The following is a 14,669-nucleotide window of genomic DNA, read 5'->3' on the forward strand; positions in this document are numbered from 1 at the left end:
GCATCGTCGGAATTGTTGTTTTTGTAGTTCGCAGCCTGAGTCGGTGATCTAGGGTTGGCGGCTTCCCTCCTCACGCAACAGCGCCTGCAAGGTATCGAGCCGCGCACCGTCGAAGGCAATCACGGTGCCCTGCTCGAACACCCGGCGCGCCAGCCCGGTCAATACCGCACCGGGCGGCAGTTCGATCTGTAGACGTACGCCACGCTCGTAGGCGCTTTGTACCGTGCCGCGCCAATCCACCACGCGGCACATGTTGAACGCCAGGTCGTCACGCAGGGCGTCGGCATGGGTGACAGGCCGTGCGCGGCTGCCGCTCAAATAACCCAGTGTCGGCGCCTTCAACTGCACCTTGGCGAAGGCTTCGGCCAAGGCTCTTGCCGGTGTATCCAGCAACGGGCAATGGGACGGCACGCTGACCGCCAGACGCTTGGCCAGACCGGCGCCACGCCCCTTCGCCAACTCGGCAACCGCTTTCATCGCCTCGTCGCTGCCAGCAATCACCACTTGGTTATCAGCGTTGATGTTGGCGAGGTACACCGGTGTGTCGACGCTGTGAACCTGCGCCAGCAAACCTTCCACCGTCGCCAAATCCAGACCGATGATCGCGGTCATGCCATAGCCCTGAGGATAAGCCTGCTGCATCAACTCACCGCGCAGGCTGACCAGATGCAACGCATCGCTGAAGCTCAAGGCGCCGGCGACCACCGCCGCCGGATAGGCGCCGATGGACAATCCGGCCACGTAATCCGCGCTCAATAACAACTGACGTGAAGCGGCGACTCCGGCGATCAGCAGGCATAACTGAACCGCCCTCGTCGACTGCAACGCCTCGGCAGAATCGAGCAACAAAACATCTTCACCCAGCACCTCGCTCGCCTCGATCAGCGTTTCCCGAGACAAACGATGAAGCATGCCCGGTTGCTGCGCGCCCTGGCCGGGGAACACCAGCAAACTGCTCACGCTGCTTGCTCCTGCGGGTTCCACGGATCGGTGACCAGGCAGGCGACCTGAGCGTTTTTGAGCAGCACCCGATGCGACGAGCCGGCCCATTCGCGCAGAGCCACCGCGCCGTAAGGTGTCTGCAATTGCATGTCGACCAGACATTCAGCGGTGTCGAGAAGCGTCACCCATTCTTGCGCTTGAAGTCGGCTCAACGGTTGCGGTGTACGCAGAATCAAATCGAGATCGCTGCGCTCATGCAACGCCGCAAAACCACTGGCCAATTCAAACCCGGCGCTGCCGCTGGCACCCCACACCCAACCGCAGGTGTCGAGCATTGGTCGCAATTGCGCCAGCGCTCGCAACGCCGGCAGGTCCCGAACCGTCTCGACATGACACAGCTCTTCCGGACTTACCCGACGTGAAATCGCTGCGATCGCCATCGACGTTGCGTAACGCTGCTCGCGCAAGCGTCCGCGCACGCCGACCGCGATTTGATCCGGCGCAATCATCGCACGCCGAACCACCACCGGCTGACCCGCGCTGATCGACTCGATCACCCACGCAGGCGCATCCGCAGGCAGCTGCTCCGGGATCATCCCCCACAGCAGGTCGTGGGCCAGAAGCGTGCTCACCACTGCTCTCTCAGCAGTTGGCGAACCTTGCTCGACGCGCCACGGTTGGGTGCACCCAAGCGGCTGCTCAGATCGCGACGACCAGCCCCGACATCTTCAATCGCCTGAACCAGACACTCGTTCACTCGCGCCAGATCCGCCGTCGTCGGTTGTTCGATCTGCTCCACCGACAAGGTTTCCCAGAGCAGGCCCAGGCTGGCAAAGCTGTCGATGTCATAGGCCATCGGCGGCACGCTGGCGGCCAAGGCTTCAAGCTCTTCGACACTGCGCAAGGTGACCCGCGCCGCCGACGCCTTGCCCATCGCATGCACCATCACGCCCGGATCGCGTAGCGCGATCAGCCGGTTGGCCTGATAGCCATGAGCGAGAAAGGCCCCGGACATTGCTTTGCCCACCAGCAAGCCGATCACCGCATGCCCGGCCAGTCGGGCACGGGCATAACTGTCTGCCGCGCCGGCCAGCGCCTGATGAATGCCGAGGGCTTCTTCGCGTCGACCGTAAGCCTGGCTCGGCACATCGACGATGGCGATCAAGGCGCGTTTTTGAGGTTGGTCGTTATCCGCGGCAATGACGTCATCCACCGCTTTGGCCAAGCCCCAGCCTTCCAGTAAACCGACCTCGCCATTGCGGGCGCGGACGAAACGGTTGTCGGGATCGGCCACCACTGCGATAAAACGCACGGGCTGGTCACCCAGCACACCATCGGCGACTTTCAACGACGCCGGCAAACCCGCGACCGGTTTTGCGCCGGCACTCAAGGCGTTGAACCAGTTCAAGCCTCTCAGGGAATACGAACTCATGAGCGCTCTCCTTGATACAGATCGCGAACCGTCGCCGGCTCGATTTGCGGTTCGGCGTCCAGATGCGCCAGCCGTTGCAGAAACCATTCGGCCTGGCGGCTGCGTTGCTGCGCCGGCAAACCCTGCTGGAGCAATTCGCCGACCTGCTGCTGAATCTGCGCCACGTCGTCGGCGACATAGCGGTCCACCAGACCACTGGCGAAACGTTGCTCACCGCCGGTCAGGCTCCAGATAAACGGGCGATCGCGGGAGTCGTATTCCTCAAGCCCGGCTTCCTGCTCGATCACCTGCGGGCCATTGAGGCCAAGACGCGCTTCCTGAGTCACCAGCAAGTAGCTGCACAACCCGGCGGCAATCGACATGCCGCCAAAACAACCGACGCTGCCGGCGACTACGCCAACTACCGGTTGGTACTGGCGCAAATCGACAATCGCCGCATGAATATCGGCAATCGCCGCCAGCCCGAGATTGGCCTCCTGCAAACGTACGCCACCGGTTTCCAACAGCAGCACGGCGCGAGTGGGAATGCCTTTGCGGTTGTCCTCGGCGGCCAGTTCCAGCGCGCCGGCAATTTTCGCCCCGCCGACTTCACCGAGGCTACCGCCCTGAAACGCGCCTTCGATGGCAGCGATCACCACCGGTAATCCGCCGAGGCTGCCCTTGGCGATCACCACGCCGTCATCGGCTTGCGGCACCACGCCCTGGCGCGACAGCCATGGCGACATGACGCGCTGAAACGGGTCGAGCAGCTCACGAAAGGTCCCGGCGTCGAGCAACGCTTTCGCTCGTTGCCGGGCGCCGAGTTCGACGAAGCTATGCCTTTCAAGGAATGGGTTGAGAAGCGCTGTGCTGTCAGTCATGGCAGATCTCCTCGAAGCCTTGTTCCAGGCGCAAGCGCACCACGCCGGGAGTGGCGCCGAAATCGTGGATATCGATCGCCATCGCGGGCGGTGTCTGGCCGTCGAACATCCGCGCGAACAGATGCTGCCAGCGTTGTTCGCTGCCGTTGACCGAGGTCTGCACCTGGATCGTCAGCTTGCCGGCCAACCCCGGTTCGATCAGCACTTCCAGATCGCCCGAGCCCACGCAGCCCACCAGCGCCCTGCCCCGTGGCGGCTGCCCGGCGGGAAATTCAAAGGATAAGGTTTCCATCAAAACGCTCCCTGGAGGACGCCGGCGCCCGACTCGATACGGTCGATAAACAGGCAGGCTGCGAGCAAGTCCGCAGCGCCGCCGGGCGAGGCATTCAATGCGATTAATTGTTGGTCCAGCTCATGCAAACGGCGGCGACCGGCCAGGCTCGCACTGCCGCCGGCGTCAAGCACCGCTTGGGCGCCGAGTTGCATGGTCTGCAGGCCGAGTTCGCCCGCACGGTAGAGCACGCAGGTGTCGGCCAATGTCGTCATGATCGCCAGCAAGGCATCGAGCCGGGCGTTCTGTTCGCCATGGCCGGCGGCGCGGCTGCGCTTGAGTTGCGGCAGGCCACGTTGCAGCACGGCCGGAAAACCAAGCTGCGCCTCTTCACGGGCACCGCGAGCGCCATAACGTTGGGCCACTTGAGCGCCATGGCTTAGAGGGCGCGGGGCGTAGCGGTCATCGAGCAAGGCCAGGCGTGCGGCGCGCAACGTGATGCCGCTGGCGGTGCTGGATTCAGGTTCCAGCGCAGCGGCGGCTACCAACAGCCCCAACGCCCAGATCGCCCCACGATGAGTATTCACGCCGTCGGTGGTGGCGAGCATCGTTTGTTCACCGTCGCGGCCAATCCGCCCAAGGGCTTCGCGCAGGGGTAAACCGACTTCGCCAAATTCGCTGGCCGCGTCCGCCATTGCCTTGAACGCCGGCCACAACGACAGCGCCGAGGCGTGCATCAGGCCCAGGTGTAAATCGGTGTGCGCGCCATTGCCGCGACGATCCACCAGCGCCGGTTTCGGCGACAAGTCCGCTTCGTCGATCAGCGCGTCCACCGCCAGATCCGCCAGCCGCTCAGTCAGGGTTAAAGGTTTCGGTTGCAGGTTGAATGCGTGCATTACCAGCTCCTGAACTTGGCGGGCGGGTTGTAGAGGCCACCGGACCACTCCACCAGATCGGCCACGCTTTTGGCCGCGAGCAACTCGCGGGTGGCGTCGGTGCGGCGGATGCCGAGGTCTTCGGGCAAGGCGATCAGGCCTTCGCGGCGCATGCGGGCGGTGTCTTTCGGGTTATGGCGCAGGCCGATGGCGGTCACCCCGGCGACAGCAGCGATCATTGCCTGACGTTCTTCGAGGGAACGGGCCTTGTACAAATAGGCGATGCCTTCTTCGGTGAGCAGGTGGGTGACGTCGTCGCCGTAAATCATGATCGGCGCCAGCGGCATGCCGCTTTTCTTCGCCACTTCCACCGCGTCGAGGGTTTCGACGAAGGTCGGTTTGCCGCCCTCCTGGAAGGTCTCGACCATTTGCACCACGAGTTTTTTACCGCGTTCCAGCAGCGCTTCGGGTGCATCGTCGTGACGCATGTCGAGCCAGGCCGGTGTGCCGTGGCGGCGGCCGCGCGGGTCGTGGCCCATGTTCGGCGCACCACCGAAACCGGCCAAGCGACCGCGCGTCACGGTGGAGGAATGACCGTCACCGTCGACTTGCAGGGTTGCACCGATGAACAGGTCCACCGCGTACTGGCCGGCCAGTTGGCAGAACATCCGGTTGGAACGCAGTGAACCGTCGCGGCCGGTGAAGAACACATCGGGCCGGGCAGCGATGTAGTTTTCCATGCCCAGTTCGGTGCCGAAACAATGCACGCTTTCGACCCAGCCGCTTTCGATGGCAGGGATCAGGGTTGGATGGGGGTTGAGGGTCCAGTTGCGGCAGATCTTGCCCTTCAAACCTAGGGATTCGCCGTAGGTCGGCAGGATCAGTTCGATGGCCGCGGTGTTGAAACCGATGCCGTGGTTCAGGGACTGGACGTTGTGTTTTTCGTAGATCCCGCGGATTGCCATCATCGCCATCAGCACGTGAACAGGCTTGATGTGGCGTGGGTCGCGGGTGAACAGCGGTTCGATGTAGAACGGTTTGTCGGCCACCACCACGAAGTCGACCCAGGACGCGGGGATATCCACGCGAGGCAGTTCGCTGACATCGTCCACCAATTGGTTGACCTGGACGATGACGATGCCGTCGCTGAACGCGGCCGGTTCGATCAACGCGGGGGTGTCTTCGGTGCTGGGGCCGGTGTAGATGTTGCCGGCGCGGTCGGCCATGAAACCGGCCGAGAGCACGACGTTCGGGATCAGGTCCACCACCAGCCGCGCATAGAGTTCGATGTAGGTGTGGATCGCGCCGATTTCCAGCAGGCCGTCTTCGAGCAACTGACTGATGCGCAGGCTTTGGGTGCCGGCAAAAGAGAAGTCGAGCTTGCGGGCAATGCCGCGCTCGAACAGGTCCAGGTGCTCGGAACGCCCGACGCTGGGCATGATCATGTGCAAGTCATGCAGCTTGCCCGGATCGGCCTTGGCCAGGGAGCGGGAAAGGAAATCCGCCTGCTTCTGGTTATTGCCCTCCAGCACCACACGGTCGCCGGGCAGAATCAATGCCTCCAGCGCCGCAACGATCTTGTCGGTGGGCAGCACCACACCGTCGGCAAGCCCCTTCACCAATTCGAGGCGCCGCTGCTTTTCGCTGCGCCGCCGCGTCCATCGCGAGTCGGGGGATATTGTTGTTGTCATGACCACTCCACGGGTTCGCTGTCGTGGGGGTCACCTTAGGAGCGTTGGGTGGGGGTATCAATCAAGCAGCGTGTTGGATTGTTACGGTCAGGTTAATGGTTGGTCATGCCGACGCCATCGCGAGCAGGCTCGCTCCCACAGGGGTTTCGTATACGACGGAGATCCAATGTGGGAGCGAGCCTGCTCGCGATGGGGGGCCAGAACAATCTCCGCAGTTTTCAATGACGGAGCATTACAGTCCGGTCATTTTCTGCTGCACACGAATCTGCAGCTGCGCGGTGCTTTCCAATAGATGCGCCAACAACGCCGGATCTTCATCCATATAGCCTTCGTACTCCGCCAGGTTTCGTCGCTCATGACACAGGGCGAATAGTCGAACCTGTACTTTGCCAACATCAGCGGTATGAACCAGGCACTGAAACACCAGATATCGCTTGTCTGAACGGTAGCCGCACAAGCGAAGAGCCGTCAGTGCAAGGGCATGGGCAGCGTTATAAGCCAGGTCGAAACGACTCGCGAAGGAAAGCGAAGACGTTTGCGCGTCTTTCAATCGGTCCACAGCCGAACGCATCAACCCTTCGCATTCCTTGCGATCCGGCGGCTCGGCTTTCAGTCCACCGCTACGTAACAGGTTTTCCAGGTTCTCGTTGCTGCCCATCCTTGGACTCCAAAGGGTTTCCCCCCATCAGATTGATCTTGTCCTGCTGCGCTACCCGCACGACAAAACTATTTTCAGCCAGCAGTTTGGCGGCCCAGTCGTCGGGGGTGTAGAGCGTCGGGTTGAGGACGCGGCCCAACTGCTCCTCCATCGGCATGAGCCGCTCCATCACTTCACTGTAGTGCAGGCCCTCGCCGATCAGCATGAGATCAATGTCACTGGATGCGTTTGCCTGATCCTTGGCGATAGAGCCGTATACAAATGCCCAGGTGATCTGTTCGGCAAAGGGTTGGAGCGCCTGACGCAGAGGCTCGGCAATGCCAAAGGTTTTGCGGGCGATGCCCAGCAGTTCCGCATAGATCGGGCAGTCGGGATTGGCTTGATAGTGGGTCTGGTTGCCCTGACGGGTCATGGTCAACACGCCTGCCCGCTGCAACCGATCCAGCTCGCGCATGAGGCTGCCTTTACCCACTTGAGCCCAGCGGGCGATCTCGTTGGCGTAAAAGCTTTGGTCGGGTTTACCAAACAACAGGCCAAGCACTTTTTGCTGGGTGGTGGTGAACAAGGCTTCGCTCAATGACAGGTTTTTCACGGCAACGACCGATAAGTCCCAAAAAAGGAACGATAGGTCCCTTTTTGGGAATCTTCAACCTGATGCAGAAACCTTTGTGGCTAGGGGGTTGTTGGAAGGTCCGACAGCTTGGGGTTTTGTGTTTAAAAGTTTGTCCGCAGGAACGGTGAGAGGCTACGCAGTCTGGCGTCGCTGCCTACAGCAATGCCGGAACCCGCCGACTGGTGCGGTTTTGCGTTGGTCTTTATCGTTTGGGGGTCGCTGCAAACGCAGCGACCGGGATTGGAACCCCGTGGTGTTAACGAGGCAAAAGCGCCTTTCATAACGTATGCTTGCGCACCTTTAATGTGTGCACTCCGTTATGGCGGCTGTGCGCGGGAGACCTTAGTGTCTGTCGGGTTTTGTCCGTTTGCCCGGGTTCCAGCCCGCGTACAGCTGCCACCCCTTCGATTGGAACCCGATGGAGCAGCTGAAACTCATTAAATGGAGCTTCACTATGTTCAAAGCTACTCCCAATCCCCCGGAAACCGACGCCGATTCCCAAGCATCCCTCGATGCAGAAAAAATGAAGGAAGCCGCTGACCGCGCCTTTTCCCATTACTTCCCGTCACCCCACGAAAAACCAGCCAAACGCCGTAAGTCCCAGCTCTTCACCGTCGCCCCCGATATCGACACCGAAGCCCTTCTGGCCAATGCCTCCGAAGACCTGCTGTCCATCAGCGCCATTGCTGCCGACCTGGCGGACGATGTGGAAGGCTCACGCCGCTCTGTAACCTTGGCGCTCAGCCGTTTGGCAGATGGCGTGCAGTTGTTGGTGGAGCGAGTGCTGGATCATCATGAGTCGTTGCAGATGAAGGCTCGGGCCGGGGTTTAACGCAGAAACCTGATCGTTCCCACGCTCTGCGTGGGAATGCAGCCCGGGACGCTCTGCGTCCCAAAAAACCGAACGCGGAGCGTCCGTTGAGGCATTCCCACGCGGAGCGTGGGAACGATCAATGGGCTAACCCTGCTGTAGCAAGCAACTCCTCCAACGCCAACAAATCCGGCACCTTGGCCACTTGCTCCCCCACCTGCACCGCCGCCTGCTCCAGCGCACATAACGGCACATCCACATAGCTCAACTGGCTATCCAGCTTGTACGACCGCGGAATCCCCTGCACCAGCAGCGCAATGAACTTCAACTCAGGTCGCCCGCCGAGGGCGTTGAGGATGACGATCCGCGCTCGCTCACCGATCACCACTTTGTTGCCACACGCCGACTCGAAACTGAGTAATGGAATCTGTCGTTCCCGCCATGTCACCCGCCCCAGGTACCACGGCGGTGTATCGAGATCGAAAGCCCCCGGCTGATAGTCGATGAGTTCAGCGACAGCGACATTGGGCAGGATCAGGTTGCGGTCGGCCAGGGGCAGCAGCAGGCCGGTGAGGTTGCTGGAGCGCTTGTTGAAGCGCAGCTCATGCATGGGTTTTGCTCCACAATGCGATGCTGTCGAGCAGCACCGATTCCTGGTATGGCTTGCCGAGGTAGTCGTTGACGCCAATGGCCATGGCGCGGTCGCGGTGTTTCTGGCCGGTACGGGAGGTGATCATGATGATCGGCAGATGCCGCAAGCGTTCGTCGGCGCGCACCTGAGTCGCCACTTCGAAGCCGTCCATGCGCGGCATTTCGATGTCCAGCAGCATCAGGTCGGGCATGTGTTCTTCGAGCAGCAACATGGCGTCGACACCGTCCTTGGCGATCAGTACGTTCATGCCGTGGCGTTCCAGCAAACGGCTGGTGACCTTGCGCACGGTGACCGAATCGTCGACCACCAGCACCAGCAACGGCCGTTGCGGCTCGGGCTCTACGTCTTGAGTCACAGGCCGCTTCGGCACCTGTGCCTGCATCGCGCGGATCGGCGCCAACAAGTCGAGAATCAGCACCACCCGGCCATCGCCGAGTATCGTCGCGCCGGACAAACCCTGCACCGCGGCGAACTGCGGGCCAAGGCTTTTGACCACGATTTCCCGGGTGCCGGCCATGGCATCCACCTGCACTGCGACGTGCCGCTCGTTGCATTGCACCAGCAATACCGGCAACGGCAGGCTCTGGCCCAGCAGTTTCGGGCGGGTGCTGGTTTTCAGCAGTTCACCGAGATAGCACAACTCGTAACGTTGCCCGGCGTATTCGTAGGTCGGCGGATCGAGCCGGTAATGCCCTTCGAGTTCGTTGGGCAACACACGCACGATGCCGTCGATGGTGTTCAGCGGGATCGCGTATTGATCCTCCCCGCATTGCACCATCAGCGCGCGGTTGACCGACACGGTGAACGGCAGGCGAATCCGGAAATGCACGCCCTGCCCTGGCACAGAGTCGATGGTCATGCCACCGCCGAGCTGCCGGACTTCTTCGTGAACCACATCCATGCCAACGCCACGCCCGGAAATCTGAGTGATTTTCTCGGCAGTGGAGAACCCCGGTTGCAGGATGAATTGCAGCACGTCGCGGTCGCTGATGTCGCTGTCCGGGTCGAGCAAGCCGCGCTTGATCGCCTTGCGCCGCACGGCGTCCAAAGGCACGCCGGCACCGTCGTCGCGGATGTCGAAAATGATGTCGCCACCCTCTCGCGACAGATCGAGGGTGATCTTGCCCTGAGCCGGTTTACCCGCCGCGATACGCACCTCGGCAGATTCCAGCCCATGGTCGACGGCGTTGCGCAGCATGTGTTCCAGTGGCGCGGCCATGCGTTCGAGGACGTTGCGGTCCATCTCGCCTTCGGCATTGCCGACGACGAAGTCCACGTCCTTGCCCAGCTCGCTGGAGACCTGACGAACGATGCGTTTCAAACGCGGCAGCATTCGCTCGAACGGAACCATGCGCGTACGCATCAGACCTTCCTGCAATTCGGTGTTGATGCGGCCTTGTTGTTGCAGCAAGTTTTCCGCGTCCTGATTACGCCGCTCGAGGGTTTCCTTGAGGTCGAGCAGGTCGGAGGCAGACTCGAACAGCGCCCGAGACAACTGTTGCAGCTGCGAGTGACGGTCCATCTCCAGCGGGTCGAACTCTTCGTAGCCCAGGCGTTCGGCGTCGACTTGCTGACGGCTGAGAATCCGCCCCTGGGTTTCGGTATCGAGGCGGCGTAACTGATCGCGCATGCGCTCGATGGTGGTTTCCATCTCGCTCAGCGCCACCCGTGCGTCGTTGACCTGTTGTTCGATGCGGCCACGGAAGATTGAAGTTTCCCCGGCCAGATTGACCAGGTCGTCGAGCAATTCCGCCGAGACCTTGACCGTGTCGGTGCCTTCCGGTTGCAGCGCGGTTGGCTCGGCTTTGGGCGCTACGGGCAGCGTCACGGGTGCCGATGTTTCGGGCACTGCCGGATGGCTGAAATTCTTGATCGCATCGATCAGCCGATCGGCCGGCGGCAATGGCTGACCGGCGCGGGTGGCATCGAGCATCTGCGCCAGTCGGTCATGGCTGCGTTGCAACAGCGAGAACAGCTCGGCAGTAGGTTGCAGCACGCCCGCCGACAAGCCTTCGTAGAGAAATTCCAGTTCATGGGCCAGGTCGCCAATCGGTGCAATTTCCACCATTCGCGCGCCACCCTTGAGGGTGTGCAAGTCGCGCAGCAGGGTTTCCATTTCCTGGCGATTCGACGGTTCGGCCTGCCAGCGCAACAGTGCCGCGCCGGAGTTTTCAATGATGTCGAAACCTTCCTCGAGGAAGATCTCCAGAAGCTCGGGATCATGGCCCGTCGAGTCATGGCTGACCGCTGGTTCGATCACCTCGGCGCTGCCGGCATTGCCCTGGCGAAACTCACGAATGGCCGCGATCAACTCGCCCGGATCACCCAATGGACGGTTGTGCTGCAACTGATCAAGGAACGCGGCCAGTCGGTCATGGCTCTGTTGCAGCAATTGCGCGAGCGCTTCGCTGTGGCTGTAACGGCGGTCCACCAGGCCTTCGTAAAGGCTTTCCAGTTCATGGGCCAGATCGCCGACCGGTTCGACCTCGGCCATCCGCGCACCGCCCTTGAGGGTGTGCAAATCGCGCTGCAAGGACAACAGCGGCGCGGCGTTGTCCGGGTCACTCAGCCAGCGCTGCAAGGCCTGGCCAGCGCTCTCGAGGATATCCACCGCCTCTTCAAGGAAGATCGAAACGATTTCGTCGTCCAGCTCAACCTGCGTTGCCGCCTGTTCCAGCTCGGCCGTGGCGCTGCCCAGTTCGCGGATGCTCAGGGTGCGGCTGCCATCACTGCGGATCAGGCCCATGGCGGATGGATCGAGACTCTCATCGAGCAAGTCGCGCAAGGCATGCACCCGCTGCGGTTGCGCAGTGACTTCCTGGCCGGCGGCCAGTTCGTCGAGCATGTTGATCAGCGCTTCATGGGCACTTTGCGCCTCATGGAAAAACGCCTCGCTGACCGCCAGGCTGCTTTCTTCCACCGCGCCATAAAGATCGAGCAAAGCTTCGCAGAGTTCATCCACCGGATGCAGATCGGCCAGGTGCGCGCCTTCGCCCAGGGTGGTCAGTTCGTCCAGTAGCGCGCTGAGTTCCTGCCGCTCGCCGGGATGCTGCTGCCAGCGCTGCAACAGACTTTCGGCGTCCAGCAGGATGTCCATGCCCTGGGCAAGAAAGTTGTTGATCAGTTGCGGATCGCGCTTGATGCGCAGCCTCGTATTCGGCGCGCTCAACAGGCTTTGCAGACGCTCGGCCAGCACTGCGTGGGTGCGCTCGATCAGCGAACGGGCGTCGGGGATTTCAGCCAGCGGGGCGCTCTTGAGTTGTCGCAGCCCAAGGCGGAACAGTCCTTCGGCTTCCAGCAGCAATTCAACTTCGTCCAGGTCGAGGGCAATCCGGTGCGCCTTGTACTCCCGGGCCAGTTGATCCAGCGACGCCGCCAGCTCGGCAATCGGCAGCACGCCGGCCATCGAGGCGCTGCCCTTGAGCGTGTGCAAAGCCCGCTGCAACTCGTCGCTGGCCTGAAGCGGTACGTGTTCGGAGGCTTGATCGAGGAAGCGATTGAGGCTGCTCAAATGGGTTTCGGCTTCGTTGCGGAAGATCTCCAGCAACAGTGGATCGAGCGCCGCGACATCCTGCACGTCTTCATCGGACACCGGCTTATCACCCTTGGCCAGGGCATGGGCGCGGGCGGCCAATTGATCGACATCGTTGCGCTGGCGCTGGGCATTGGCGGCGAACTCGGCCACCAGTTCCGGCAGCAGCTTCAGCGCATCACCCACCAGTTGTTGCACCGCAGGCGAAGGTGCAACGCTGTGTTCCAGCACGCGATTGAGCAGGTTTTCCACCGCCCAGGCCAACTCACCCAACACCAGCGCACGGACCATCCGGCCACTGCCTTTGAGGGTGTGGAAGGCGCGGCGCAATTCAGTCAAGACCGATGTGCTGTCGGGGCTGGCCGACCAGCGCGGCAGATACTCCTCGAGGACTTCCAGCACCTCGTCAGTCTCTTCGAGGAAGACGTCCCGCAGCTCATCGTCCACCGGTTCTTCACCGGCGGGCGGCGGCAACAGGCTACCCGGCGTCGTCAGGGCCGGCGGGTTGACGGACGACACCGGGCTGGCCAGCACATCGGCCAGAGACTGAACGGTTTCGGGGTCGTCCAATTCCTGCATGTCCTGCATGACCAGGGCTTCACTGGGGCTGAGCACATCCTTGAGCATCGGCACCTGCTGTTCGCTGGGGAAGAAGCCGAGTGAGGCCAGGCCTTTTTCCGCGACGTCGAGCAGGTGTTCCCCCGGCGCTTCGGGGTCGTCGCTGAGGCGCTCCAGGTAATACTCGATGCTGGTGATGACGTCGGCCAGGCTGTCCAGTTGCTGCCAGCCGGGCTGGCCCGGGTCCACCAGCAGATGTTCGCGGATGAAGCCGTTGCAGGTCTCGACCAGGCTCGCCGCGCGGGCCAACGGAATCATCGCCAACGCACCGCGCACCTGGGTCAGCAACGCCGGCAAGGGTTGCAAATGCTGGCGGTCCCAGTCGGCGTCGATGTAGTCGACGATCATGTCCTTGGCCTGTTGCAGGCAAATGCGCGCTTCCTTAATCACGATCTGATGGATCTGCGTCAGGTCGGTGGTCGGCAGACGGCTGTCTTCCTGGCTTTCCGGCTCCACGGTACCGACCATGCCGGCCAGGGTCGCTTCGACGTAAAGCAAGGCCCCGGCGACGTCCATGAGGGTCGCGTCGTTGGGTTCACGCTGGCCCTGAGCGAGGCTCAGCACCACTGCCAGTTGATCGATGATGACCTTGCGCGGCTGGCCGAAACCGAGCACCGCCAAGGTGTCGGCGATTTGCCGCAGGGGCGCCAGCAGGCTTTCGAGGTCCGAGGTGTGCTGACGGTCGCTGCGCACGAACAAGTCCAGGCGCTCCTTGACCCGCACCAGCTCTTCACACAGCGCCGCCAATACCGAACGCATGGCGTCGCGGTCAGGGCCGGCCAGCCTTGCCCGTTCTTCATCGACCATCGCGCCGTCGGGTAGCGCATCGTCAAGTGAGTAGCGATCTTTCATGGTCAGCATCTGCCCGGTGGGGTGTTCGGCCTTGGCAATATAGAACAACAAACTCTTGAGCAGCTCCGGCGGTGCCGGTTGATTGATTGCGGACATGCCTTGTTCGAGCAGACGCTTGAGCTCTTTATCGGCATCCTTGAACAGACTGCGCAACGCCGGGCTGTTGGCAATCGAGCCATTGCGCATGCCTTCGACCAGTGCCGAAGCAACTTGCCATAACGGGCTCAGGGGCGCATTGCCGCACAGCGCTTCGAGGCGCGCAAAAACCCTGGCCAGATAACCGAAGTGGGTTTCGTCATCCTGCTCGCGCAACAAACCGACCAGCGCCATCTGCAACATCTGCCGCAATTTGCGCAGCACATTCGGCAAGTCGGACGGTTCCAGCAGCGCCAGGGCTTCTTGGCTCAGGGGCGGCAGCTCCAGCAGTTGCGGGCTGAACAGGCTGGTTTCCGATAACAGGCTTTCGCCACGGGCGCTGCGCAGGTCGTTGATCAACGGCAACACGACTAAAGGCAAATCGCGACGGGCGCCTTGCACTCGGTCGAGGTAAGTCGGCAGTTGCCCCAGGGCGTGCAGCAACAGATGGATCGCCTCGTCGCGATGGCTGACGCGGTTCTGCTGCAAGGCGCTGGTCAACTGCTCGATCTCTTCGGCGAGCAAGGCCGCGCCGTAGAACTCGACCATCTGCAAGCTACCGTGAACCTGATGGACACAGGCCAGACACTCACTCAGCGTGTGCGTCGCCTGTGGATCGTCGATCAGGGTTTCGATCGCCTGATGGGCCTGTTTCAGCGTTTCGGCAATCTCGCCTTTGACCCACTCGAGGGCCACATAGTCGTGCCGATCACCCATAACTACTCCA

The 14,669-nt window shown here is 61.9% G+C and carries 12 protein-coding genes; 1 reads left to right on the plus strand and 11 read right to left on the minus strand.

Annotated features, from left to right (window positions below):
• Positions 1–48 precede the first annotated feature (48 nt).
• The 9 genes from mdcH to AB7M22_RS24880 all read right to left on the minus strand — a co-directional run bounded on the left by mdcH (position 49) and on the right by AB7M22_RS24880 (position 7,321).
• Complete coding sequence (mdcH, locus tag AB7M22_RS24840; RefSeq protein ID WP_454188062.1) at positions 49–960, minus strand: malonate decarboxylase subunit epsilon; 912 nt, start codon at positions 958–960, stop codon at positions 49–51.
• Positions 957–1,577: a malonate decarboxylase holo-ACP synthase gene (locus AB7M22_RS24845; RefSeq protein ID WP_454188063.1), complete on the minus strand. Its 621-nt coding sequence runs from the start codon at positions 1,575–1,577 to the stop codon at positions 957–959. Before AB7M22_RS24845 ends, mdcH begins: the two co-directional genes overlap by 4 nt.
• The gene (gene mdcE / locus AB7M22_RS24850; protein ID WP_454188064.1) at positions 1,571–2,374 is read right to left on the minus strand and encodes a biotin-independent malonate decarboxylase subunit gamma; all 804 of its coding nucleotides are present in this window, start codon (positions 2,372–2,374) and stop codon (positions 1,571–1,573) included. Before mdcE ends, AB7M22_RS24845 begins: the two co-directional genes overlap by 7 nt.
• A complete protein-coding gene (locus tag AB7M22_RS24855; protein ID WP_454188065.1) occupies positions 2,371–3,234 on the minus strand; it encodes a biotin-independent malonate decarboxylase subunit beta in 864 nt (287 codons plus the stop codon). The genes mdcE and AB7M22_RS24855 overlap by 4 nt, the downstream gene beginning before the upstream one ends.
• Positions 3,227–3,526: a malonate decarboxylase subunit delta gene (locus AB7M22_RS24860; RefSeq protein ID WP_454188066.1), complete on the minus strand. Its 300-nt coding sequence runs from the start codon at positions 3,524–3,526 to the stop codon at positions 3,227–3,229. The genes AB7M22_RS24855 and AB7M22_RS24860 overlap by 8 nt, the downstream gene beginning before the upstream one ends.
• Positions 3,526–4,401, minus strand: coding sequence for a triphosphoribosyl-dephospho-CoA synthase (locus AB7M22_RS24865; RefSeq protein ID WP_454188067.1), 876 nt, complete (start codon positions 4,399–4,401; stop codon positions 3,526–3,528). Before AB7M22_RS24865 ends, AB7M22_RS24860 begins: the two co-directional genes overlap by 1 nt.
• Entirely contained in the window at positions 4,401–6,071 is a 1,671-nt protein-coding gene (gene mdcA, locus AB7M22_RS24870; protein WP_008007455.1) for a malonate decarboxylase subunit alpha, read from the minus strand. Before mdcA ends, AB7M22_RS24865 begins: the two co-directional genes overlap by 1 nt.
• Positions 6,072–6,303: 232 nt before the next feature.
• Positions 6,304–6,729 (minus strand): hypothetical protein, encoded by a 426-nt coding sequence (locus AB7M22_RS24875; RefSeq protein ID WP_454188068.1) that lies wholly within the window; start codon positions 6,727–6,729, stop codon positions 6,304–6,306.
• Positions 6,692–7,321, minus strand: coding sequence for a nucleotidyltransferase domain-containing protein (locus AB7M22_RS24880; protein ID WP_454188069.1), 630 nt, complete (start codon positions 7,319–7,321; stop codon positions 6,692–6,694). Before AB7M22_RS24880 ends, AB7M22_RS24875 begins: the two co-directional genes overlap by 38 nt.
• Before the next feature lie 475 nt (positions 7,322–7,796).
• Between AB7M22_RS24880 and AB7M22_RS24885 the strand changes: the two genes are divergently transcribed.
• Positions 7,797–8,174, plus strand: coding sequence for a DUF6124 family protein (locus AB7M22_RS24885; RefSeq protein WP_454188070.1), 378 nt, complete (start codon positions 7,797–7,799; stop codon positions 8,172–8,174).
• Positions 8,175–8,292: 118 nt separating this feature from the next.
• Here AB7M22_RS24885 and AB7M22_RS24890 read toward each other — a convergent pair whose 3' ends face one another.
• Together AB7M22_RS24890 and AB7M22_RS24895 are read right to left on the minus strand one after the other, a co-directional pair.
• The gene (locus tag AB7M22_RS24890) at positions 8,293–8,763 is read right to left on the minus strand and encodes a chemotaxis protein CheW (protein WP_454188071.1); all 471 of its coding nucleotides are present in this window, start codon (positions 8,761–8,763) and stop codon (positions 8,293–8,295) included.
• Entirely contained in the window at positions 8,756–14,659 is a 5,904-nt protein-coding gene (locus AB7M22_RS24895) for an Hpt domain-containing protein (RefSeq protein WP_454188072.1), read from the minus strand. The genes AB7M22_RS24890 and AB7M22_RS24895 overlap by 8 nt, the downstream gene beginning before the upstream one ends.
• Between the last annotated feature and the right edge of the window lie 10 nt (positions 14,660–14,669).

The organism is Pseudomonas sp. ADAK2 TE3594, assembly GCF_053628675.1.